Source organism: Nocardioides sp. LHD-245, from assembly GCF_030929495.1.
In the GTDB taxonomy this organism is placed as follows: Bacteria; Actinomycetota; Actinomycetes; order Propionibacteriales; family Nocardioidaceae; genus Nocardioides.
In genome coordinates this window covers 294,424-316,833 of record NZ_JAVFWN010000001.1, presented here as the reverse complement: position 1 = coordinate 316,833, position 22,410 = coordinate 294,424, and the positions used below count along the sequence as shown (strand labels likewise).

General features: G+C 69.9%; 20 protein-coding genes. 8 read left to right on the top strand and 12 right to left on the bottom strand.

Translation table 11 applies throughout. The annotated features are described in order from the left end of the window. Nucleotides 1-82: 82 nt before the first annotated feature. Nucleotides 83-802, bottom strand: a complete 720-nt coding sequence (locus tag RB608_RS01475) for a TIGR03936 family radical SAM-associated protein (RefSeq protein ID WP_308086004.1) — start codon at nucleotides 800-802, stop codon at nucleotides 83-85. 165 nt (nucleotides 803-967) lie between these two features. On the opposite strand from RB608_RS01475, the gene manA reads away from it, so the two are divergent. From manA to RB608_RS01460, 3 genes are all read left to right on the top strand, one after another. Then, nucleotides 968-2,146 (top strand): mannose-6-phosphate isomerase, class I, encoded by a 1,179-nt coding sequence (gene manA / locus RB608_RS01470; RefSeq protein ID WP_308086003.1) that lies wholly within the window; start codon nucleotides 968-970, stop codon nucleotides 2,144-2,146. A gap of 108 nt (nucleotides 2,147-2,254) precedes the next feature. Further along, nucleotides 2,255-3,718 carry a bifunctional glycosyltransferase/class I SAM-dependent methyltransferase gene (locus RB608_RS01465; protein ID WP_308086002.1) on the top strand — a complete coding sequence of 488 codons (1,464 nt, stop codon included), beginning with the start codon at nucleotides 2,255-2,257 and terminating at the stop codon, nucleotides 3,716-3,718. Next, nucleotides 3,711-5,579 carry a hypothetical protein gene (locus tag RB608_RS01460; RefSeq protein WP_308086001.1) on the top strand — a complete coding sequence of 623 codons (1,869 nt, stop codon included), beginning with the start codon at nucleotides 3,711-3,713 and terminating at the stop codon, nucleotides 5,577-5,579. The genes RB608_RS01465 and RB608_RS01460 overlap by 8 nt, the downstream gene beginning before the upstream one ends. 78 nt (nucleotides 5,580-5,657) lie before the next feature. Here the strand turns inward: RB608_RS01460 and RB608_RS01455 are convergent, their stop codons facing one another. From RB608_RS01455 to RB608_RS01430, 6 genes are read right to left on the bottom strand one after another with little or no spacing between them, the layout of a single operon-like run. Beyond that, a complete protein-coding gene (locus RB608_RS01455; protein ID WP_308086000.1) occupies nucleotides 5,658-6,470 on the bottom strand; it encodes an FkbM family methyltransferase in 813 nt (270 codons plus the stop codon). Beyond that, nucleotides 6,467-7,660, bottom strand: coding sequence for an acyltransferase (locus RB608_RS01450; RefSeq protein WP_308085999.1), 1,194 nt, complete (start codon nucleotides 7,658-7,660; stop codon nucleotides 6,467-6,469). Before RB608_RS01450 ends, RB608_RS01455 begins: the two co-directional genes overlap by 4 nt. Next, nucleotides 7,653-8,810: a glycosyltransferase gene (locus RB608_RS01445; RefSeq protein ID WP_308085998.1), complete on the bottom strand. Its 1,158-nt coding sequence runs from the start codon at nucleotides 8,808-8,810 to the stop codon at nucleotides 7,653-7,655. The genes RB608_RS01450 and RB608_RS01445 overlap by 8 nt, the downstream gene beginning before the upstream one ends. Next, the gene (locus RB608_RS01440) at nucleotides 8,807-9,112 is read right to left on the bottom strand and encodes a hypothetical protein (protein ID WP_308085997.1); all 306 of its coding nucleotides are present in this window, start codon (nucleotides 9,110-9,112) and stop codon (nucleotides 8,807-8,809) included. The genes RB608_RS01445 and RB608_RS01440 overlap by 4 nt, the downstream gene beginning before the upstream one ends. A gap of 1 nt (nucleotide 9,113) precedes the next feature. Continuing rightward, nucleotides 9,114-11,102 (bottom strand): glycosyltransferase, encoded by a 1,989-nt coding sequence (locus tag RB608_RS01435; RefSeq protein WP_308085996.1) that lies wholly within the window; start codon nucleotides 11,100-11,102, stop codon nucleotides 9,114-9,116. Nucleotides 11,103-11,118: 16 nt separating this feature from the next. Beyond that, nucleotides 11,119-12,216, bottom strand: coding sequence for an NAD(P)-dependent oxidoreductase (locus RB608_RS01430; RefSeq protein ID WP_308085995.1), 1,098 nt, complete (start codon nucleotides 12,214-12,216; stop codon nucleotides 11,119-11,121). A gap of 202 nt (nucleotides 12,217-12,418) precedes the next feature. On the opposite strand from RB608_RS01430, the gene RB608_RS01425 reads away from it, so the two are divergent. From RB608_RS01425 to RB608_RS01415, 3 genes are all read left to right on the top strand, one after another. Continuing rightward, nucleotides 12,419-13,147, top strand: a complete 729-nt coding sequence (locus tag RB608_RS01425) for a DUF4190 domain-containing protein (RefSeq protein WP_308085994.1) — start codon at nucleotides 12,419-12,421, stop codon at nucleotides 13,145-13,147. A gap of 248 nt (nucleotides 13,148-13,395) precedes the next feature. Beyond that, nucleotides 13,396-13,836 (top strand): hypothetical protein, encoded by a 441-nt coding sequence (locus RB608_RS01420; RefSeq protein WP_308085993.1) that lies wholly within the window; start codon nucleotides 13,396-13,398, stop codon nucleotides 13,834-13,836. Between the two features lie 184 nt (nucleotides 13,837-14,020). After that, a complete protein-coding gene (locus tag RB608_RS01415; protein ID WP_308085992.1) occupies nucleotides 14,021-14,812 on the top strand; it encodes a septum formation family protein in 792 nt (263 codons plus the stop codon). On the opposite strand, the gene RB608_RS01410 is transcribed toward RB608_RS01415, so the two are convergent. Both RB608_RS01410 and RB608_RS01405 read right to left on the bottom strand, forming a co-directional pair. After that, complete coding sequence (locus tag RB608_RS01410) at nucleotides 14,813-15,256, bottom strand: SRPBCC family protein (RefSeq protein WP_308085991.1); 444 nt, start codon at nucleotides 15,254-15,256, stop codon at nucleotides 14,813-14,815. It lies immediately after the preceding gene. A gap of 2 nt (nucleotides 15,257-15,258) precedes the next feature. Continuing rightward, a complete protein-coding gene (locus tag RB608_RS01405; protein WP_308085990.1) occupies nucleotides 15,259-17,208 on the bottom strand; it encodes a TIGR03960 family B12-binding radical SAM protein in 1,950 nt (649 codons plus the stop codon). A 71-nt stretch (nucleotides 17,209-17,279) separates the two neighbouring features. Between RB608_RS01405 and RB608_RS01400 the strand changes: the two genes are divergently transcribed. Both RB608_RS01400 and RB608_RS01395 read left to right on the top strand, forming a co-directional pair. Further along, a complete protein-coding gene (locus RB608_RS01400) occupies nucleotides 17,280-18,398 on the top strand; it encodes an ionic transporter y4hA (RefSeq protein WP_308085989.1) in 1,119 nt (372 codons plus the stop codon). Continuing rightward, a complete protein-coding gene (locus RB608_RS01395; protein ID WP_308085988.1) occupies nucleotides 18,395-19,288 on the top strand; it encodes a hypothetical protein in 894 nt (297 codons plus the stop codon). Before RB608_RS01400 ends, RB608_RS01395 begins: the two co-directional genes overlap by 4 nt. Nucleotides 19,289-19,313: 25 nt before the next feature. On the opposite strand, the gene RB608_RS01390 is transcribed toward RB608_RS01395, so the two are convergent. The 3 genes from RB608_RS01390 to RB608_RS01380 form a co-directional block, all read right to left on the bottom strand. Then, on the bottom strand, nucleotides 19,314-20,969 hold the full coding sequence (locus RB608_RS01390) for a copper resistance protein CopC (protein ID WP_308085987.1): 1,656 nt from the start codon (nucleotides 20,967-20,969) through the stop codon (nucleotides 19,314-19,316). Nucleotides 20,970-20,977: 8 nt separating this feature from the next. After that, nucleotides 20,978-21,724, bottom strand: a complete 747-nt coding sequence (locus RB608_RS01385) for a YcnI family protein (RefSeq protein ID WP_308085986.1) — start codon at nucleotides 21,722-21,724, stop codon at nucleotides 20,978-20,980. Between the two features lie 91 nt (nucleotides 21,725-21,815). Continuing rightward, nucleotides 21,816-22,358 carry a hypothetical protein gene (locus tag RB608_RS01380; RefSeq protein WP_308085985.1) on the bottom strand — a complete coding sequence of 181 codons (543 nt, stop codon included), beginning with the start codon at nucleotides 22,356-22,358 and terminating at the stop codon, nucleotides 21,816-21,818. Between the last annotated feature and the right edge of the window lie 52 nt (nucleotides 22,359-22,410).

The following is a 22,410-nucleotide window of genomic DNA, read 5'->3' as shown; positions in this document are numbered from 1 at the left end:
CGGAGTTAGATCTGTGGCGAGTATCGCACACGGCCGTCACCCCGCCGTCATCCCTGCGCCGCCAGCGCGTCGCCGCCGGGGCTCAACGAGGCGCGAGCGGATCCCCGATCGCACCGGTCGCCCGGTCCAGGACGCCCTGCGCGACGCGGGTCAGCAGCCCGGTCGCCGACACCTCCTCGCCGCCCGCCTGGCGCAGCCCCGTCAGCACGTCGTCGGGGCGCACCGCGGGGACGGTGTGCTCCAGGAGCAGGTCCAGGTCGCCATCGGCCGTCACGGCGAGCCGTACGACCGCGGCCCGACAGTCGAAGGACCGCAGCCCCTTCTTCGTCATCCGCTCCACGATCACCGAGTCGGTCGCCAGGAAGGCCGCAACGGCCTCCACCGCACGCCCGTCGGAGGTGTCGCCCAGATCGATCACCCAGTGGCTGGCCGTCAGCAGGTCGGACAGCGACCCGGCGACGGTCTGCGCGGCATCGACGACCGCGACGACGTCGAGCCCGTCGGGCAGGACGGCGTCCAGGGCGGCACCGACCTCGCCCGGCTCCCGGACCTCCGCGAGCCCGAGCTCGACGTACTCCGACTCGCTGGCGGCTCCGGTCGGCGAGGCGCCGGCGTACGAGATCCGCGGGTGGGGATGGAAACCGGACGAGTACGCCATCGGGATCCCGGCCCGGACGACCGCGCGCTCGATGGCGCGGCTGACGTCGCGGTGGCTGGTGAAGCGCAGTCGGCCGCGTTTGGCGTACCGGATCCGGATCCGCTGGACCGGCGGTGCCTGCTGTTCGGGCTGCTGACGACTCACTCGGGGAGGTTACCGAGTCCGCTCGGCGTACCGGGCAGCCGGCACCCGGAGCACCCCGCCCGCCCGGTCTTCGGCCTGGCACGCCCGGAATGGCGACGCCGGTGACGCCCGGTGCCCTAATCTCGCCTCGTCCGACGCAACCGACCGGAACCCTCGGAGGCTCCCTTGCTCACGCTCGATTGCCCGACCCAGTCCTACGACTGGGGATCTGCTGAGGCCATCCCCGGGTTCCAGCGTCGGCAGCCGAACGGCGACCCGGTGGCTGAGGTGTGGGTCGGCACCCACCCTCTCGGCACGGCCCAGTTCGTCGACGAGCAGGGTGAGCGGCGCCCCCTGACCGACACCGCCGGCCAGCTGGACTTCATGCTCAAGGTCCTCGCCGCGAGCCGACCGCTCTCGATCCAGGCGCACCCCAACGCCGCTCAGGCACGAGCCGGCTTCGAGGCCGAAGAAGCGCGCGGCATCCCGATGGACTCCCCCACGCGGGTGTTCAAGGACCCGTACCCGAAGCCCGAGATGGTCTACGCCCTCTCCACGTTCGACACACTCGTCGGCTTCCGGCCGACGGCCGAGATCCTGCGAGTCCTGATGCCGCTGGGTCACCCCACCGCGAAGGCGCTGACGAAGCAGCTGCGGGAGACCCCGGGGTTCGCGGGCATAGTCCGGCTGGTCGAGCGCCTGCTGGCCGCGCCGCCGGCGGCCGACACGGTCGCCGAGATCGTGGAGCAGTGCCGCGCAGCGCTGGCCGAGGGCATCGACATCAAGCGGGCCTACGCGACAGCGGTCGAGATCGAGGCCCACCACCCCGGCGACGTCGGGGTGATCGTCTCCCTGCTGCTCAACCGTCTGACGCTGCAGCCAGGCGAGGCGGCGTACCTGGGTACCGGCATCATCCACGCCCACCTCAGCGGCATGTGCCTGGAGGTGATGGTGTCGTCCGACAACGTGCTGCGCGCCGGCCTGACCTCGAAGCACGTCGACCCCGCGGGCCTGGTCTCCTGTCTGGAGGAGGGGATGTCCCGGGTCGCTCGGGTCACCCCCCAGCTCTTCGGTACGTCGACCGACGTGTTCAGCCCCACCCGCGAGTTCGCGCTCTCGGTGACGCAGAGCTCCCAGGCCGACCCGGCCGGGGCGGTCCTCCCCCACCGCGGGCCACGCCTGCTGGTGTGCACCGGCGGTGAGGTGGCGGTCCTCAACGCCCGCGACGAGATGCTCCACCTGCGCCGAGGCGATGCGGCGTACGCCGGCGACAGCGACGGCGAGCTGCGCATCATCGGCACCGGCGAGGTCGCCCAGGCCTACGCACCGGCGGGGGCCGCCGGCCGTCTGGACGACCTGCTGTAAGGAGAACGAGAAGGGGCTGGTTCGGGGCGCTGACGCACTAGCCCGGGTCGGGAATCGCCGGACGCCCCCTGGGCGGGTACCGGTGAAGCTGCGTCTATCCTCGATGCCATGGTTGAGTCAGAACGTGGCGAACGTCCGCGCATCGGCATCCTCGTCGTTGCCTATAACGCGGAGGCGACCCTCGAGGCGACACTCGATCGCATTCCCGCCGACTTCCGGTCGCAGATCGCCGAGATCATCGTTGCCGACGACGCGTCTGCCGACGACACTTTCGGGGCCGGTGTTCGATGGCGGAGAGACAACCCGGAGATGGCGACATTGGTCATCCGTCACCTGGAGAACCGCGGCTACGGCGGCAACCAGAAGGCGGGATACGAACTCGCGATCGACCGCGAACTGGACATCGTCGTCATGCTGCACGCCGATGGCCAGTACGCCCCAGAGTTCCTTCCCCAGATGGTCGCACCGATCATCAACGGCGAGGCTGACGCTGTCTTTGGGTCACGAATGATGGACAAGGGCGCCGCGCGCAAGGGGGGCATGCCCCTCTACAAGTACGTCGGCAACAAGATCCTGACGCGGGTCGAGAACTCCCTGCTGGGCACGGACCTGTCTGAGTTCCACAGCGGGTACCGCGCGTACTCCGTGGCCGCTCTCGCTGCTGTTCCGTTCATGGAGAACACCGACGAGTTCGATTTCGACACCCAGATCATCGTGCAGCTCGTGGACGCAGGAAAACGCATCGTCGAGATTCCGATCCCGACCTACTACGGCGACGAGATCTGCTACGTCGACGGCATGAAGTACGCCAAGGACGTCGTCAAGGATGTCGTGCAGTACCGCACGTCCAAGATGGGCTTCGGGACGGCACGCTGGATCTCGAACGCGACCGAGTACGGACTGAAGGAAGAGGAAGGTTCCTCGCACACCGCGATCCTGCGACTGCTGCGGGAGATTCCCCCAGGGAAGGTTCTCGACGTCGGGTGTTCTTCTGGCCTTCTCTCGGGCCAGATCCGGGACATGGGCCACACCGTGGTCGGCGTCGACCACGCCGAGGAGCCCGGGGTGCGCGATCGACTGGACGAGTTCTTCCTCGCCGATCTCGACGAAGGACTGCCGGAGGTCGGCTCGGACTTCGACGTGGTGATCGCCGCCGACGTGATCGAACACGTCCGCAGACCCGAGCAACTGCTTGAGGAGATGGCGAGCAAGCTAGGCTCCGACGGCCGCCTGATCATCTCCACACCGAACTTCGGTCACTGGTACCCGCGCTTCCGGGTCGCTTCAGGCAACTTCGACTACGACCGGCGCGGGATTCTCGACGAGACCCACCTCCGGTTCTTCACCCGCAAGGGGCTGCAACGCGTCTTCGAGTTGGCCAAGCTTCGCGTTGAGTCGCTGGACTACACCGGTCTGCCCTTCACGGTGCTCCAGCCCGGCCGGGTCGGCGCCAAGGCGAAGATGCTCAACCGTGCGGACCACTGGCTGGTGAAGACCCGACCCACACTCTTCGGCTACCAGTTCGTCGCAGTCCTTCGGCCGAAGAACTTCGAGAGCAAGACGCATGAGTGACGCGGGCACAAGGCCCGCGTTCGTCCATCCCGTCTCGTCCACCGCGTGGTGGGTCGTCCACGTCGCATCGATCCTTCCCGTGGCCTGGGCCAATCGCCGGTTCACGCTGTTCCAAGACGACTTCTTGTTCCTGGATCAGGCGCGCTTTGCGCCCCTCGCCGCGGGGCGATACCCAGACCAGGGGCTCACCATCGAGTACCTCGGCCGCGACCTGTTCGGACACTTCTCGCCGGTGGCGCGGCTCCTTTTCTGGGTTCTGGGGCGGACCGGCGACTTCCAGGTCGGCGCATACCTGATGGTGCTAGGTCTGTTCTCGGCCGCGGTCTTCGCGACCGGTTACCTCCTCAAGACGATTCTCGGCCGCTCCGCAGAGGCTGCGGCGCTCCTTCTCGCCGTCTGCGGGGGCCTGGTCCTCGTGCGGCTCACCTCGTGGACCACGGCAAGTTTCAACATGTTGCCCGCGTTCGCCCTGGGCGCGTTGTGCCTGGCTTGGGCGTTCACGTTCCTGCGAGGAACGGGAGGGCCGCGCTATGCCGTCGCGTCGGTAGCCGCGTTTGCCGCAGCACAGCTCGACTACGAGCTGGCGATACTGCTCCCCGTCATCGTAGGCACGTGGTGGCTGGCGGTCCGCTGGCCAGAGCTCGGCGTACGTCAGGGTCTCCTTGAGCTGCGGTCGCACCTGGGTTACTGGCTAGCCCTCGCTGCCGTAGGCCTCGCCGCGGCCGTGAACTACGCGACCAACTACGCGACGCCGCTAACCCACCCCAGCACGGCCGAGATTCTCGCGACCGTACGACATTCCCTGCTGCAGGGTCTGTTGCCCGCGTCCTTCGGAGTCTTCCAGCCCGACCGCGGTGTCTCCGCGTTGGGAGCTGCGGCGCTTGTCCTCTGGGCGCTCGTGATAGGTGTCGCCGCACGCCATCGTGGGGCCCGCGTCCTCGGCTGCATCTGCGTCGCCATGGTTGCTTGGTTGATGAGCGTCCTTGTGCTCGCATGGGGGCGGACAGCGATCAACGGGGTCTACGTCGGGATCGACTTGTTCTACGCAGTCGTCCCGTTGCTTGGGCTGCTCGTCGGCGTTGCCGAAGGCATCCGTCTCCCACCGAGCAAGCCGGGTCCGATCCACGCAACGCGTCGGCGAACCGTCCTGCTCGCGGTCGCTGTCGTGGCTTCGTTGTCAGTCGTGGGTACGCAGTTGCAGGCCGCGCGGGCGACCGATGCCAACGGAACACAGGCGACCACGCGGGAGGCGGCATCCAACTTCGAGCGAGGTTTGGACCGCTACGGCGCGGCCGCCACCGTAGCGAGCGGCCCCGTGGACAACCTGATCGTGTGGCCACAGCTGGCGCCGTACAACGACTTTCAGCGGAGTCTGGGTGTGCTCTGGCCGGACGTCCGCTGGAACTCAGACGGATCGAACCTGTTGCGGGTAACGCCGAGCGGTGAACTCGTGCCGGTGGAATTCGAACCGGCGGGCAGTGCGGATGTGGCCGGAGCCGTGGCCAAGGCCGGAGCCGTGGCCAAGGCCGGTGCGCGGCCGAAGGGCGATGGTCGTTGCTGGGTGATGAGGACATCGAGGTCGCGTATCGATGTTCCCTATCGCGGTCAACCTCCAGCCACACCGGCTGTGACCGTACGAGCGTGGGTCAGTCAGACAACAGCATTGGAGCCGCAGGTGATCCACGCACAGGGCAATCCGGTGGCGGCGACCTCCGCGCGAACGACGTGGGCGCAGGGCGAGGTGAGCGCCGTCTTCATGCCGCCGGTCGATTCGGTCGGATCGTTCCGGTTCGTTGGGTTGCGACCGGGGACGACGTTGTGCCTCGATTCGCTCGAAGTCGGGTCCTTGGTCGACCGCTGACGCTTGTTCTGAGCGCTCTGGATGGATCGTTTCGTGGGCTGCGACAAGGGGCGTGAGCCCTATGCGGACTTGATGCGATCAGCGCTGGCGGGTAAGGACCAGGTTGACCTGACCGCTCGCGCCGGCCGTGTCACACAGGGCGACGACGTCGCGTGGCTTGCGCCGGGCGAGGTCGTTCTCGACCTGGACCCGGACATCGAAGCCGGACTCCTCGTAGTCCCGCAGCACCACGACGGGGTCGAGTCCCCGCTCACGGAGCGCAGCAGGCCAGAACTCGGCGACAATGACCGCCTCCGGGCTGCGGGCAAGCATTCCGCTCATTCCGGCGATGGTGTCGCCCTCGAATCCCTGCACGTCGATCTTGATCAGGTCGAACACAGCGTCGGGCAGCACCTCGTCGAGGGCAGCCGCCGGCGCGACCATCGCACCGGCGGCACCGACGGAGGCACGGGTGTCGCCGAGGTTGCTCTCGGCCGTGGTCAGCGTGACGATCCGCTCGCCGGCGGAGAGCGCTATGGCGTGGGTTGTGATGTCCGCCTCCGAGGCCCACGCGTTGAGCGCCAACACCTGGCTCGTGACGGGGTGCGGCTCGAACGCGTGAATCACGGCGCCGGGGCACCGCGCGGCGACGTACATGGAGAAGTACCCGACGTTGGCGCCCACGTCGAGGAAGCGCAACCCCTTGCGGAAGAACTGCGTGAGCAGGGCCGCCTCCTCCGGCTCCCAGTCGCCGTTGCGCTCAAGGTAGGGCCGGATCACGCCGTCCGAGGCCGGAATCATCAGCATCCCCGCCTCGGTCGGCAAGGTGACCAAGGCCTCGCCCTGGTAGGGCGGAGGGATCGCCGGACCGACCGGCCGAGACGTGCGGAAGGACGGGAGACGTCGGCTCATGACGGTGCTTGCTCCTTTGTTGACGTCGGGGCGGCAAACCTACGCGCAAGCCGGCGACCCCACTCCATCCCAGGACGCTCGACGGTGTGGTAACTCACCGAAGCGAAGATCAAGGTGAGCAGGAGAATCAGCGGAAGTCGCCACTCGTAGCCGGCCGGAGCCGGGCCAAATCGGAACGGTCCGCGCTCGTAGACCGCGAGAATGATCGGAAAATGCCATAGATAGATGCTGTAGCTTCGCTCCCCCAGCCACGTGCTGACCGTCCGCAAGGGTGAGGGCCTGAACTCGCCCGGGTAGGCGGCCAGTACCAGCGCCGGCACCATGAGCAGCATCAGCAGGAAGTCGTAGGCAGCGAAGAACCAGCCGTTGGTGTAGTTGGAGCCCTCCTCCACCCAGCGCAACAGCAACAGGCTGGGCACGGCGAGCAGCAAGAACCCAGTCGTACTCATCCGCGGGATCCGGCGGTAGAGCCAGCCCATATGTCCCTTGACGACCAGCCAGCGCGCGCCGATGCCGAGCGCGAAGACAGCCAGCGCACCGATGAACTGGCGAGCGATGAACAGGCTCTGGATACCCGGGTCGAGCATGGTCGTCCCGAAGTAGAACTCCCGCAGCCCGTCACCGGCAAAGGCCACCAGCGCACGCCAGCCGATGCCGATGCCCGCGATCGTGACGAGCGAGATGACCGGCGCGTACCGGACCGCGATCGCCAGAATCGGCAGGAAGGCATAGAGAAGCATCTCGATGGTCAGCGTCCACAGGGCACCATTGACGTTGAGCGAACTCGACGTGCCGGGCGTGAGGTAGTGCATGAAGCTGTAGGACGCCGCCACCTGCTTCGCACCTTGCTCGCTGAATACCTGATGGGTGCGAGCGAAGAACAGGAAGAGGATCGTGAGGTTCACGTAGTAAGCCGGTGCGATCCGGAAGAAGCGCCGGATCGCATAGATCCGCAGGTCGGCGCGGCGCTCCTGCCAGAATGTCTCGGCCAGCAGGTAGCCGCTCAGCATGAAGAAGAGGCTGACGCCCCAGTTGCCGAAGCCCTCGACCAACCAGTAGCCCGGGAACCGGGGCATGGACGACAACGACCAACTGTGGTGGAAAACCACCGTCAGCGCGGCCACGCCGCGCAGCGCCTCGATCCCGGGCAGCCACTTCTTCTGGGTGCCCGGGTGCTGGTGCTCAGACACGAGCGGGATAGTTGCCGGTACGGATGGTCAACGCCGGGTAGCGCCCACCGAGAGACGAGGCCACGCCGCCACGGTCGTGGATGTTGACAGCCTCCGGCGCCCGCCCGAAGTACTCCTCAAGCGTGGCGCCGATCTGGAACGGATCCGCGTCGAGGGTCCGGGTGAAGCCGCGGTAGCGCAGTTCGACGGCGTCTTCCGAGCCGCTGGCCGCCACCGTGCAGTGGACCAGGTCGTCCGCGCCCGGCGTAGGCGGCAGCCAGCCGACGTCGACGACATAGCCGAACTTGCTGCCGGCACGCCGGATGATCGCGTCGATGCCGTAGAGCTGGGCCTCGTCCAGGATCCCCGACGATGCGAACGCCCGGACCTGGGAGCGGAACGTCGGGTAGCGCAGGTCGATGATCCGCTCGTTCTCGGGAACGGAGGTGTGCTCGCCGCTGACCAAGCCGGCCTCCAGACTGGACCCTCGACCGGCGTGGTAGACGAACACGCCCGGCGCCAACGCGATCCGGTAGCCAGCCGCGAGGCTGCGCAGGCTCCAGTCGGTCTCCTCACAGTATCCGCGGCCGAAGACGGGATCCATCACGCCCACGTCCCGGATCACGTTGGCCGGAATGAGGACACAGAACGAGATACCCGCCGGGATGTCCATGACCGCGTCGCCGTAGTGCTCGGCGAGGGCACCGCTGATGAAGTCGACGACATCCTGGTCCGCCAGATGACGGTCCGGGTCATCGTTCTCGATGGAGTACATCGAGACGTTGTTGGACCATGCCGTCACCGAGCCGACACCCTCGGCCTGAGCCGCGCGCAGGAGCTGGCTCACGACATGGGCCGGGTAGATCACATCACTGTTGGAGATGATGACGTAGTCGTACCCCTTCTCGACACCGGCGAGGAGCCCGAGGGACACATTTCGCGGGATGCCGAGATTGCGGGGCGTCCGGTAGTAGCCGATGTCGCGCGCCCGACACATCGCCGCCAGCCGGGCGCTGAATCCGGGGGCGGGACTGGCGTCGTCCAGCACCACGACGTCGACGTCCACCTCGGAGCGGTCGATCCGTGCGGCGGAGTCCAGCGTGCGCTCGATGAAGGCCTCCCCGTTGAAGGCGGTGATCGCCAAGAGCACCTTGGGACGCGGAGACGTCACTTCGCCAACCTCGATCGCACGCCGCGGGCCACCCGGCCGGCGGCACGGGCCGAGCGGAAGGCGCGAGATCCCTCGATCTCCTCGAGTTCCTTGATGCGTGCAGCCAGCTGGCGGTTGCGCAACTGGGCCTTCTGGAGCGCAGTGGTCGCCTTGACCAGCTCCTTGTTCATCGACGTCAGGCGCTTGGTCAGGTCGATGACGCGAGCATTGGCGACCTCGACGTCGCGCAATGCCTGCTCGAGAGAAACGCCATCCAGGTCGAACGTGTTCGTCACCTCGTCGGATGCTGCCTGGTCGGCCATGTCACTCCTTGTTCCGGATCTTCTTGCCGGCGATCTTGGCTCCGGCACTACGGTCGGGACTCGGCCGCTTCCGAGGCGGCTCGACGCGGGGGGGCTCAGAGAGCAGACGCCGGTAGGCATGCACGAGGTGCTCGGCAGTGGCCTCCCATCGGTAGGTCGTGCCGGCCTTCAAGGTCGCGGCGACCTGCTCGGCTGCGAGATCCGGCGATGTCAGGAGCTCATCGCACGCCGTCGCAAGCGCGGCGGGGTCCCACGACGTCGACGCGACCGGAAGCCCCGGTAGCACCTCGGCAAGGGGACCGAAACGCGTATAGACCGTCGGCGTACCGAAACGCGCGGCCTCGAAGGGGACCAGACCGAACCCCTCCGCCGAGGTCGGGTACAGGCAGATCTCCGCGTGGCGCAGCAGCCAGTTGCGCTCTTCGCTGGTGACGTCGGGAATCGTGATGATGCCGTCGCTGCCGAATCCCTCGGCGGCCTCCAGCACCCGGCTCGACCCCTCCGGAACCGCGACACCGGCCAGGACGAGGCCGAGGTCCGGATGACGCTCCTGGAGCAGTTTGTGGGTCCGGATCGCAAGGTCGCGGTTCTTGTGCGAGTAGTTGGCGCCGAGCACGACCAGGAACCGACGGGCGACCCAACCGCGAGCCGCGAGCTCACTCGGGAACGACTCCTCCTCGTCGCCTGTCAGGTGATCAGTGCCGTTCTCGACCACGAACAACCGCTCGTCGACGATCGGCAGTCGCTCCTGGCGCAGGTCCTCGGCGACGTCGTGGGAGATCACGACCACGCCATCGGCGTACGCCACCCCGTCACGGATGTTGTCGCGATATCCCAGCCACTTGCCGCGCTCCGCCGCATAGGCGCCGATGCTGTAGGCGATCAGATCCTGGATCGTCACGACGACGCGGTCGCCGACGCCCCGCCAGTTGGCCCACGGCACCTTGCCCGGCTGGAACGGCCGGTGCACGACGTCCGCGCGCGGCGTCTTGGGTGGGAACCTGAGTCCGTCGGTCGCCAGCACCTTCACCTTGGGGTGGCTGAGAACCTTCTCCGCATAGCGTGGGATCGGCCCCCCCAGTCCAGCACCGACCCAGTTGACATCGTCACGGCGGGCGAGTGCGTCGATGAGCGCAAGGGTCTGAACCTGGGTGCCGTTCTCGACAGGTCCGAGACAGGTCGCGTCGATCACGATCCGAAGCCCGTTGGCCTTCGCCGCCGCGGTGCCGAGCACGAGGGCCAGCGGAGAGGTCGAGTCGCGCATCTGGTCACGGAACAGCTCGGGGAAGAAGGGATGGAGCTCGCGGAGGCGGCGCACGTTGGGCCGCACCTGGAGCGGCGCCTCGCCCCAGCGCTGGTCCTCCCACGGGCGCGAGACGAAGGTGGAAGGGTCGAGCATCGACCTCATGCCGCGGCGAGACGCCCGCAGCATCATCTCGACGAGCGCGAGCTCCGGATCGTCGGCGAAGGCCGCGGACGGCCCCCCCGTGATCATGACCGTGTCCCGCGACACCAGTGTCGCGGGACCGGCGACAGCGTGGATGGGCGCGGGCCGGACAGCAGGGTCCCGCGTCCTGAGCAGCCGGGTCAGGCTCGTCTCGTCGTGTCCTTCGATGGCGTGACGTCGGGCGAGGTTGCGGTGCGGGAAGCTCAGGTGACCAGCAGCGTTGCACAGGAAGGAGACCGATGCGACCCTCAGGTCGCCGGACATGATCTCCCGACTGGTCACGAAGCCGTCCCGCGGAACGAGCACCGGCCCGGTGACGACCAGGAGCGGGTTCGCGCCGGCCGATGCCACCTCATGGACGACTGCGCCGAAGGACGGCGCGAGGACCGTACGCAGTCGAGGATGCTCCGGCAGGCCCAGGTCATCGTTCGTCGCCACCACGACATCGGAGATGTCGGAGACCTCGAGAAGCCGGGTGATGGTCGGTAGCCAACTGGCCGGAGGACCACCGGTCCAGACGACCGCCGTGATCTCGCGAATCATGGCTTCCCGCTCCTCATCAGCCAAGGAAGCCACCCTTCCTCAGCCACGTCGAAAGGTCGGCGCTGCCGCCCTCGAAACTCCAGCGAGGCTCCCAACCGAGGTCAGCCCGGGTCCGGCTGACGTCCGCCACCGCATGGCGCACATCCCCGTCACGGAACTTGCCCGAGATCTGGGGCATGGGCGCGTCGTACATCTGCGCGATCATCTGCGCCGCGTCCAGGATCGTCGTCACAGCGCCGGTGCCCACATCGAGCGTACGGTGTTCCTCAGCAGCGGGGGGGCGTTCGATGCAGGCGTGCAGGGCGCTCACCACGTCGTCGATGTGGACGAAGTCGCGACCGATGAGGCCGTCCTCGTACACGTCGAGCGTCTCACCACGCGATGCCAGACGATGGAAGAGGGTGACGATCCCGGTGTAGGGATTGTGCGGCGACTGGCCAGGACCGTAGACATTCTGCAGCCGCAGCACCGACACGGGTACCGAGAAGGCGTCGGCCCAGTTGCCCAGGATCAGTTCCTGGGCAAGCTTGGTCGACCCGTAGACGCTGGCCGGGTTCGGCTGCGTGGTCGCGGCGTCCGTCGGCCGCGCGACCGCAGCGCCACCTCCAGGCCCGCGGTGATCCCAGTCGCCGCGCTCAAGCTGGGCGTGACTGCGCGGCGGCGGATTGAAGACGTTGCCCTCTGCATCGAGCCAGGCGCCCTCGCCGTACACGGCTCGGCTGGAAGTGAGCACCACGTGCCCGGGGAGCACGTCGTGGCGCACGAACGCGTCCAGCATCGTCGTCGTGCCGACGACGTTGGACATGGCGTGCCGGGTCGACTCGGTGAGCGACTGGCCCGTGCCCGTCTCGGCCGCGAGATGGACGACCAGCTCGGGTCGGACCGACTCCAGGATCCGGTCCCAGGCCGCGGCATCCGTGACATCGGCCGTCACCAGCTCGACGCCGTCCGGCAGTGCCTCGGGACGCTGCTGGCCCGGGTGGACCTGCTCCAGGAGGCTGTCGACGGCGACCACGCGCGACCCACGCTCAAGGAGACCGGGGCTCAGCGCGCAGCCGATGAATCCGGCGCCGCCCGTGACGATCACCCCGGGACTGAGCTGCTCACTGTTCACCGGCCGAAGACTACAGGCCGAGCCGCCGCACCCCGGCATCCCTACTCCCGTGCCGCGACCTCAACGCGACGCTCCGAACGGACGACGTGACCCGTGCTCTGGAGTGGCGAGACCCCGATCCGGGCTCGGAGTCGTGGGCTTGCCAACGGCTCCTGAGAAGCACTTGGCGATCAGTCTCGCGGCGCGGACTAGGGTGTCGCCGGTGAGCGATCCCTACGGTCAGAACCCTCCCGGCCAGAGCCCCCCGGGTCCGGATCCGTACGGCCAGAGCCCGGCCGGCCCGAACCCCTACGGCCAGCCGCCCGCACCGCCGCCGTACCCCGGTGGGACCGGTGGCGGTTACGGTGCGCCCGGCAGCTTCCCCGGCGGCTCCGACCCGATGCCGCCGAAGACGGACGGCATCTCGATCGCCGCCCTCGTCACGAGCCTGCTCTGCTGCCTGGCTCCGATCGGGGTCGTCCTCGGGATCGTGGGCCTGTCCCGCACGAAGGGTGGCCGGCGCAAGGGCCGCGGATTCGCGATCGCGGGCATCGCGGTCGGCGTGCTGATGTCGATCGTCTCGGCGGTCGTGGGCGCCGCGATCTTCATCTTCGCCGAGTCCCTCGTCACGCCGGGCAACGCCGAGGTCGGCCAGTGCATCGACGTCGACGAGGACGACAGCGTGGTCCTCCTGCGCAAGAAGGACTGCACCGAGGAGCACGACGCCGAGATCGTCGGCATCGCCGAGGTCACCTCCGAGAACCGCAGCGACATCGAGAACGGCTTGGTCTCCTACTGCTCCACGGCCATCGACCCCGACGACCTCGCCAAGCTCGCTCCCTACGCCTCCGACATCGCCGCGGTCATCGAGGACCCCGACGACGTCAGCGTCGGCGACCACCTGGTGTGCTACGTCGAGCCCGACGACGAGCTGACCGAGCCGATCCTCTGACCGACCGGCCGACGCGATGACGAACCCGTACGACGGCGGCTACCCGTCGTACCAGCCGAGCCCGAACCCGTACGACGGCCTGCCCCCCCACGGCCGGCCGTCCGGCGTACGACGGGCTGTCGATCGCCGCCCTCGTCTGCTCCCTGTCCTGCTGCGCCGCACCGGTCGGGATCGGGCTCGGGATCGCCGGCATCATCCGCACCGGCGGCGGACGGAGGTCGGGACGATGGGCCGCCGTCACCGGCCTCGTGGTCGGCATCGTCGTCCTGCTGGCCGGCATCGGGTTCCTGGTCTTCGCCGGGATCATGGGCAGCCGCACGGTGTGGGAGGACGAGGCCGTGGCCGGCCAGTGCCTCGACCTCGACTTCCTCGACGACCCGGTCAAGGCGTCCTGCGGGGACGCGCATACCGGCGAGGTGATCTGGGCGGGCCGGTTCGACGACGACCTGGTGGCCCTGTACGACGACGACGATGTGTCGTGGTTCGAGTTCTGCGGGAGCCTCCCCGGGCTGGAGCAGACCTATCTCGACGCCCTCCGGAGCGGCGACTACGTCCCACGGGTCGAGATCGACGCGTTCGACGAGGACGAGCCGGAGCGTGGGGACGCCTTCTTCTGCTACCTCAAGCGGGGCGACGGCGACGAGATCACCGGTCGGCTGCTCGACATCGCCGGGACGACGGGCACCTAGGCGAGGATCCCGAGCCGGCGCGACCGCCTGATGGGGTCCACACCGGCTGCCGCCGACCTCCTGACGCCGGCTGCCGGCTCCCCCGAGCGTGACCCCGGGTGCGGGTGACGCGTTCATCCGCTAGCCGAGCGCCGGGACGGGGGCGAGCTCGGCCGATGCGGGGATCGAGCAGCGAGGAGACGGCGTGAGCGGACTGACCCCACCCGGAGGAGCGTTCGGCGAGGAGCCCGTCTCTCCCCCACCGCCACCTCCCCCTCCCGCGACCCTGCCGTCGTTCGCCTCCTACGCCGGTTCAGGCGTGAGGGGCACCGTGCCGGTGCCGACGGACAGGGGGCTGGGCTGGACCGGATTCGGGCTGGCCGTGATCTTCTGCGTGCCGCTCCTGCCGCTGGCCGGCGTGGTGATCGCGATCATCGCGTTGGCCAGGCAACACTTCCGGCCGCGCTGGGTAGCCGTGCTGGCCATGGCGATCGGCGCCGCTGGCACCCTGCTCCAGGTCGCGATGGCGCCGAGCGTTGTCGAGGACCTGCGCGAAGGCGCCAACGAGAGCATCGAGCAGGAGACCCAGGAGGCACGCGACTCGGGCGAGCCACGCGAAGTGCCCACCCTCAAGCTCCGCACCGGGGACTGCTTCAACTCCACGGTCCTGCGGGAGTTGTCCGGTAGCGAGGCGGTCGAGACCGAGACCGTCACCCTGCTTCCCTGTGATCGCCCGCACGACCTGGAGGTCTTCAAGGTCATCGAGATGCCCGGCGACGACTTCCCCGGCCAACGGGCGATAGACCAACGCGGCGCGCGCTGCGTCCAGGCCTTCGAGACATTCGTCGGCAAGCCCTACGGCAGCTCACGCTACGAGGTCTACTACAACTTCCCCACACCGCGCTCGTGGCGCCTTCTTGGCGACCGCAAAGTCAGTTGCCTCGCCGGTCATCCGCGCAAGCAGGTCACCGGGACATTGGCCGACCGCCGCCGCTGATCAGCGGAGCTCGCGTGCCAGTGCCTCGCGCTCGATCGCAGCCAGCCAGGTCACCAGATTGGCCCGGCACGTCGCCTCGACCTGCCGCGGGAAGAGCCCGCCGTCCGGGAGGGTGACGGTCCACCGCAGCAGCACGCCGTCGCCGTCCGGCAGGACCTCGCCTCGCTGTACGCCCGCCGGCTTCCGACCGCGCCACGACTCGGTGGTGATCTCCTCGCCCGGTCGCGCCGCGACGACGCGGGCCCGCACCCGGAATCGGAGCAGCCCCACCCGGATCGCGACGACCGACTCCGCCCCCGGCGCGCCGGGCTGACCGGTGGCGGAGAGGAGCCGACACTGCGGCGAGAGCCGCTGGTAGTACGCCGGGTCCGTCGCGAGCGTCCAGACGACAGCGGGCGGAGCGGCGATGGACCGCTCCTCGGTGACGACGACGGGCGTGCCCATGCTCAGACGACGCTGAGCGGGAGCAGCTTCTGCCCGGTCGGACCGATCTGGATCTCGGTGCCCATCTCGGGGCACACCCCGCAGTCGTAGCACGGCGTCCAGCGACAGTCCTCGACCTCGACGTCGGAGGATCCATCGGCCACCGCGAGGGCGTCCTCCCAGTCGGCCCACAGCCAGTCCTTGTCGAGGCCCGAGTCGAGGTGGTCCCAGGGCAGCACCTCGTCGTACTCCCGCTCGCGGGTGGTGTACCAGGCGAGGTCGACGCCGGTGCCCTCGAGCGCGGTCGCCGCGGAGGCGGCCCAGCGCTCGAAGGAGAAGTGCTCGGACCAGCCGTCGAAGCGGCCGCCGTCGCGCCAGACCTGCTCGATGATCCGGCCGACGCGGCGGTCGCCGCGGGACAGCAGGCCCTCGATGATGCCGGGCTGGCCGTCGTGGTAGCGGAAGCCGATCGCCTTGCCGTAGCGCCGGTCGGCGCGCACGGTGTCGCGCAGCTCCTGCAGGCGCCGGTCGGTGGTCTCGACATCGAGCTGGGCGGCCCACTGGAAGGGCGTGTGCGGCTTGGGCACGAAACCGCCGATGGAGACCGTGCACCGGATGTCGTTGCGGCCGGAGACCTCGCGGCCGGTCGCGATCACGCGCTTGGCGAGCTCGGCGATCTGGAGGACGTCCTCGTCCTGCTCCGTCGGCAGGCCGACCATGAAGTAGAGCTTCACCTGCCGCCAACCGTGGGAGTACGCCGTCGCGACGGTGCGGATCAGGTCCTCCTCGGTGACCATCTTGTTGATCACCTTGCGCATCCGCTCGCTGCCGCCCTCGGGGGCGAAGGTCAGGCCGGAGCGGCGACCGTTGCGGGAGAACTCGTTGGCCAGCGTGATGTTGAACGCGTCGACCCGGGTGGAGGGCAGCGAGAGCGAGACGTTCGAGCCCTCGTAGCGGTCGGCCAGGCCGGTGGCGACGTCGCCGATCTCGGTGTGGTCGGCGGAGCTCAGGGAGAGGAGGCCGACCTCCTCGAAGCCGGTCTTCTTGATGCCGTTGTCGACCATCGCGCCGATGGTCTCGAGCGACCGCTCACGCACCGGGCGGGTGATCATGCCGGCCTGGCAGAACCGGCAGCCGCGGGTGCAGCCGCGGAAGATCTCGACGGAGAACCGCTCGTGGACGGTCTCGGCGAGCGGCACCAGCGGGTTGCGCGGGTAGGGCCACTGGTCGAGGTCCATCAGCGTGTGCTTGCGGACCCGGTCGGGAGCCTCCGGGTGGTTGGGTACGACGGCCGCGATCGCCCCGCTGTCGTCGTACGACACGTCGTAGAACCGCGGCACGTAGACCGTCCCGGAGACGGCGAGCCGGCGCAGCAGCTCGGTGCGGCCACCGGGGCGATCCTCGCCCTTCCACTCGCGCACGACCTCGGAGATCTTGAGGACGACCTCCTCACCGTCGCCGAGGACGGCGGCGTCGACGAAGTCGGCGATCGGCTCCGGGTTGAAGGCGGCGTGCCCGCCCGCGACGACCACCGGGTGCGACTCGTCGCGGTCGACGGCGTGCAGCGGGATGCCGGCGAGGTCGAGCGCGGTGAGCAGGTTGGTGTAACCGAGCTCGGTCGAGAAGCTCACGCCGAACAGGTCGAAGGCGCCGACCGGGCGGTGGCTGTCGACCGTGAACTGCGGGATCTGCTGCTCGCGCAGCACCTTCTCCATGTCCGGCCACACGGCGTAGGTGCGCTCGGCGAGGATCCACTCGCGCTCGTTGAGCACCTCGTAGAGGATCTGGACGCCCTGGTTGGGCAGGCCGACCTCGTAGGCGTCGGGGTACATCAGCACCCAGCGGACCTCGGCGGAGTCCCACTCCTTGGTGACCATGTTGAGCTCGCCGCCGACGTACTGGATCGGCTTGGACACCGAGAGCAGGTGGGGCTCCAGCCGGGGGAAGACGGATGCGACGGACTCGACGGACATGACGCCGATTCTACGGCGCCGCGGGCGTCCGCCCGACATCGTCGCTAGGCGCCTTTTGTAGGATTCCGGCCATGAGCGCCTCCACCTCCGGAAGACTCGGGTGGACGGTCTTCGCCCCGCCCCTGGCCGCGATCGTGCTGGCGATCAGCTGGGGAACCCACCCCGCGCCCTTCGCGGCGAGTCTCATCGGGGTCGCGCTGATCGCCGCCGTACTGGCCGCGGTCCACCACGCCGAGGTGGTCGCGCACAAGGTCGGCGAGCCCTTCGGATCGCTCCTCCTGGCGGTCGCGGTCACCGTGATCGAGGTCGGCCTGATCGTGATGCTCATGGTCTCCGGGAGCGGCGACACCTCCACCCTGGCCCGCGACACCGTCTTCGCCGCGGTGATGATCACCGTCAACGGCATCGTCGGACTCGCCCTCGTCGTCGGCGCCGTCCGGCACCACCTGGCGACCTTCAACCCCGAGGGCACCGGCTCCGCACTGGCGACGGTGATCACGCTCGCCGGCCTGACACTCGTCGTCCCGACGTTCACGACCAGCGAGTCCGGTCCCGTGCTCACCGGCGGGCAGCTCACGTTCGCGGCGCTCGCCTCGCTCGTGCTCTACGGCTCGTTCGTCTTCACCCAGACCGTGCGGCACCGCGACTTCTTCCTCCCCAACACGACGTCCACACCGGGAGGCTGGACCGCCGACAACGACGGCGACGGCGACGACCACGCGGACCCGCCGAGCGACCGGGAGGCGTGGACGTCGGTCGGTCTGCTCGTCCTCTCGCTGGTCACCGTGGTCGGTCTGGCCAAGGTCGAGTCCTACTCCATCGAGGACGCCGTCGACTGGCTCGGCTTCCCCCACGCCGTGGTCGGCGTGGTGATCGCCATGCTCGTCCTCGCGCCCGAGACCATCGCGGCGGTGCGGGCGGCCGCACGCCAGCGCGTCCAGATCAGCCTCAACCTCGCCTACGGCTCGGCGATGGCGTCGATCGGCCTCACGATCCCGGCGATCGCCATCGCCTCGATCTGGCTCGAGGGCGACCTGGCGCTGGGCCTGGAGCCGCTCCAGCTGGTGCTGCTCGTGCTGTCGTCGATGGTCGGCATCCTCACCGTCGTCCCGGGTCGAGCCAAACCGCTCAACGGGGTCGTGCACCTGCTGCTGCTCGCCGCCTTCCTGCTGCTCACGGTCTCGCCGTGACCGCTCGCCGCTCCGCCGTCGCGGCCGGCACCGCCGCGCTCCTGGTGCTGGCTCTCGCCGGCTGCGGCTCCGGCGACACCCCCGGCAGCGGCGGCGACGGCGACGGCGACGGCGACCGGATCGTGCTCACGCCCGCGAAGGACGGGGGCTCCGGGGCCCAACCCGTCGGCAACCCGGTCGGCGACGGCACCAGCCCCGAGGTCGAGGGCTACCGGATGACCGACGTACACCTGTCCGGCGCCGAGGGCTCGGGCGACGTCTCGTTCCGGATCCTGGCGCCGTCCGGGCAGCCGCTGCTGACCTACACCGAGGAGCAGACCAAGCTGCTCCACCTGTACGTCGTGCGCGACGACCTCGCGCAGTTCCGGCACCTGCACCCGACCCTGGCTCAGGACGGCACCTGGACCGCGCGCGTCGACCTGGGCTCACCGGGGCGGTGGCGGGTGGTCGCGGAGTTCATCCCGGAGGGCTCGACGACGCCGCTCGTGGCCGGCACGACGCTGCGCGTCGCGGGCGCGTGGACCCGGGTCGAGGTGCCTCGTGGTGACGAGGCCGCGACGGGCGACGACGGCGTCGTCCGGGCCCGACTGCTCGCGTCCGGTGAGATCGGCCCCAACGGCCGTCTCCGACTGCGGCTCACCGACGCCGACGGCGAGCCGGTCGCACTCGGCAGCTACCTCGGCGCCAGCGCCCACCTGACCGGGTTCGCCGCCGATTCGCGCGGCTTCGTGCACGTGCACCCGTACGGCGCGCCCGAGGTCACCGACGACGGGACCGTGCTGACCTTCCACACGGTCTTCACCGAGCCCGGCGACTACCGGCTGTTCCTGCAGGTGCGGGTCGACGGGCTGCTGCACCAGGTCGCCGTGACCGCCCCGGTCGGCTCGTAGTGGTCGCTGTTCGTGCTGGTGGCCGTCAGTCCACGTCCAGATCGACGGTCGTCACCGGGCTGGTGAACGCGTCGACCCGGATGCTCACCTGCAGCCTCCAGGCGCCGGCGTGCGGGAACACCACGTCGGCGGTGTAGGTGCCCGAGCCGCTCGGGACCACGGGGACCTCGCCGAGGTCGACCCGCGCGGAGCGCAGCGCGACCGCCGGGGCGTCGTACAGGTCGAGGGGGTCGCCGGCGAGGTTCTGCACCTGCAGGATCAGTCGGCGCTGCAGTCCCGGACCGGGGTCGAGGACGGCCAGCACCTTCAGGTCGTCGCCGGCGACACCGGTGACGACCCCGGTGTCGGCGGTCGGCGCCTGCCCGGGCGCGGTCCCGCCCGGCGGCTTCTGGGTGAGGAAGCCGGTGACGCCGAGGACGGCGACGAGGAGCATCGCCTCGGCGAGGACGGTACGCCGGACCAGGCCGCTGGCCCGGCGGCGCTGGTCGTGTCCGCCGTCGCCGCCGACGCGGGGCACCAGGCGGAAGCGGTTGTAGGCCGCGATCGCGACGACGACGAGGACCACCGCCACCTTGACGAGCAACAGCCGGCCGTAGGTCTCCTCCACCAGCCTGGCCCAGGAGCCGACGATCCGCCAGCCGAGGAGCACGCCGGTGAGCGCCATCGCGGCGAGGAGGCCCGCCGCGAGGGCCGAGAACCGGGTGAGGAGCCGGGCGGCGTCCTTCGGCCGCCCCGCGATCGCGGGCAGGGTGAGGACCAGGCCGACGAGTCCGCCGAGCCACACCGCGCCGGCGCTGAGGTGCAGCGCGTCGGTGACGACGAGGAGGGTGCTCGGCTCGTAGGCCCGGGTGTGGCCGACCAGGGCGGGCGACCAGACGGCGAGCGCGGTGACGAGGTCGACCACCAGCGACGACCGGGCCTGGCCGGCCGCCCACGCGGCGACGCCGAGGCCCGCGACCTGGAGGGCCAGCACCTGCAGATCGTCTTGCACCAGGCCCGGGTCGAAGGACCCCGGGTCGAGGACGCCGCCGATTCCCGAGCCCAGCTGGTAGGCGCCGGCGAGGGGGACGGCGGCCGCGGCGGCCAGGACCGCCACGAGCGCGCTGCCCCGGAGCACGCGAACCAGGCGACGGCGTACCTGCTCGGAGAGCCGGACCCCCCGCGCGGTCCAGCTCAGGAAGACCGCGAGCCCGCCGGCGAGCAGCAGGGCGGCGTAGTCGAGTCCCTGGACGATCCCCTGTACGACGGGCACCGCGCCCGCGTCGGCCGGGCCGGTCTCGGGCGGCACGACTTTGGGGCTCGGCGCGCCGACGTGGAAGGTCAGTGATCCCGCGATCGGGTGGCCGTCGGCGGAGACGGCGCGCCAGGTGACGACATAGGTCCCGTCGGCGAGCTCTCCGGGCAGCCGGCCGGTCACCTCGGGGCCCTGGGCGGACGGCTCGATGTCGATCCGCCTGCCCTGGGCGTCGAAGGCGAGCAGACCGTCCGGCACGAGCTGCACCGGCTCGTCGAAGGTGAAGGTGACCGAGGACGGCGCCTCCGGCAGTACGGCGCCCTCGGCGGGGTCCGTGGAGACGAGGGTGGCGTGTGCCGACGCGGGCCCCGCCGTCCCGAGCACCGCCAGGACGGCGGCCAGGACGGCCATCAGGAGCGCGAGGTGCGCCAGCACACGCCTGGTCACGTCGGGACTCAGCCCTTCTTGCCCGAGCGGGCGAGGGCCAGGCCACCGAGGGCGAGACCACCGAGACCGGCGACCAGGCCGCCGACCGCGAGGCCGTTGCCGCCGTCGTCCGACGCCTCGTCGGCCTTGGCGTCGGCCCCGCCGTCCGCCGCGCCGTCCTCGGCGTCACCGTCGGTCGCGGCACCGCCGTGGTGGCCCTCGCCGGTCGCCTCGGTGACGGTCAGCACCGGAGCCGGGCTCCCGAGCTCCTCCGGGTCCTGGCCCTCGGCGGCGGTCTCGGTCCAGCCGGTCTCGCCCTTCTCGCAGGTCTGCACCACCGGGAACGCGAGGGTGTCGCCCGCCGCCTCGGGCAGCTGGACCGAGAGCGCGACCGTGTCGCGGAAGCCGTCGGGCAGCGGCGCCTTGGCCGTGTAGACGACCTGAGCGGTGCGCTCGGTGATCTCGTTGCCATGAGCGTCCGTGACCGGCTCGGCGAGCTGCTCGTCGACCTTCTCGACGGTCCAGTTCGGGTTGACCGTCGGCGTGACGACCGGGATCGACTCCGGCATCTGGATGGCCAGCTTCGTGGTCGGTGAACCCTCGCAGCCGTGGCCCACGCTGAAGGTGAGCACGGCGTAGGCGCCGGCGGCGGTCGTGTCCGGCATGACGGTGACGTGCGCACCGGCCGCGCCGGCGGTCAGGGCGACGATGCCCAGGGAGGTGCCCAGCGCGGCACTCGCGCCGAGGGTGGACAGGGTGGAGCGTCGGATCTGCATGGATGTCTCTTTCGTGACTCGGATGGCGTCGTGCCAGGAAGGGCTGTGGGCAGCGACGATCCGCCCGGCCTCCGATCCGGAGTCGGCGAGGTCAGGCAGGCGTCGCGCGCAGGGCCGGCGGGCCGCGCGTCGGCGCGAGGGCCCGCGTGTGCTGGGCGGTCCGCAGGCGACGGACCGGGGTCGTCCGCGTGCGCCGCAGGACGGGCGGGGGTACGACGCCCGGGTCGGTCCAGCGCAGCAGCACCTCGACCGCCCGCCGGCGCAGCACCCACATCGTCCCTGTGACCGCGGCCGCCACCACGTGGGCGGCCAGCATCGCCGGGGTCAGCCCGAGCAGGGCCGACATCGCGTGCCCGTGACCGTGCGCCTCCGGGGCCAGCGTGACCAGCCACGCGTGCCCGAGCAGCTGCGCGGCGACGAGTCCGGGCAGGACCAGCCGGATGTGCGCGCGGCCGCGCAGCACGAGCCGGCCGGCGGCGTACACGAGGGCGGCGAAGACCGTCAGCCACCACAGCGACGGCACCGCTCCCCCGGCCGCCAGGTGGGCCAGGACGAGTGCCGTGACGCTCTCGAGGCTGCCGAGGGCCGCGAGCGGCGCCACGCGGCGGCGCGGGGCTCGGCGTACGGTCAGCACGGCCCCATCCTGCCGGATGCGTGGTCGGCGGCGTACGGCGCAACTACCCGAA

Bases quoted from the DNA above. Each gene is read 5' to 3' on its own strand.
- RB608_RS01440 (WP_308085997.1), bottom strand. From the start codon at position 9,112: ATGGCCGACCAGGCAGCATCCGACGAGGTGACGAACACGTTCGACCTG.
- RB608_RS01405 (WP_308085990.1), bottom strand. From the start codon at position 17,208: ATGTCCGTCGAGTCCGTCGCATCCGTCTTCCCCCGGCTGGAGCCCCAC.
- RB608_RS01460 (WP_308086001.1), top strand. From the start codon at position 3,711: ATGAGTGACGCGGGCACAAGGCCCGCGTTCGTCCATCCCGTCTCGTCC.
- RB608_RS01410 (WP_308085991.1), bottom strand. From the start codon at position 15,256: ATGGGCACGCCCGTCGTCGTCACCGAGGAGCGGTCCATCGCCGCTCCG.
- RB608_RS01400 (WP_308085989.1), top strand. From the start codon at position 17,280: ATGAGCGCCTCCACCTCCGGAAGACTCGGGTGGACGGTCTTCGCCCCG.
- RB608_RS01465 (WP_308086002.1), top strand. From the start codon at position 2,255: ATGGTTGAGTCAGAACGTGGCGAACGTCCGCGCATCGGCATCCTCGTC.
- RB608_RS01455 (WP_308086000.1), bottom strand. From the start codon at position 6,470: ATGAGCCGACGTCTCCCGTCCTTCCGCACGTCTCGGCCGGTCGGTCCG.
- RB608_RS01435 (WP_308085996.1), bottom strand. From the start codon at position 11,102: ATGATTCGCGAGATCACGGCGGTCGTCTGGACCGGTGGTCCTCCGGCC.
- RB608_RS01385 (WP_308085986.1), bottom strand. From the start codon at position 21,724: ATGCAGATCCGACGCTCCACCCTGTCCACCCTCGGCGCGAGTGCCGCG.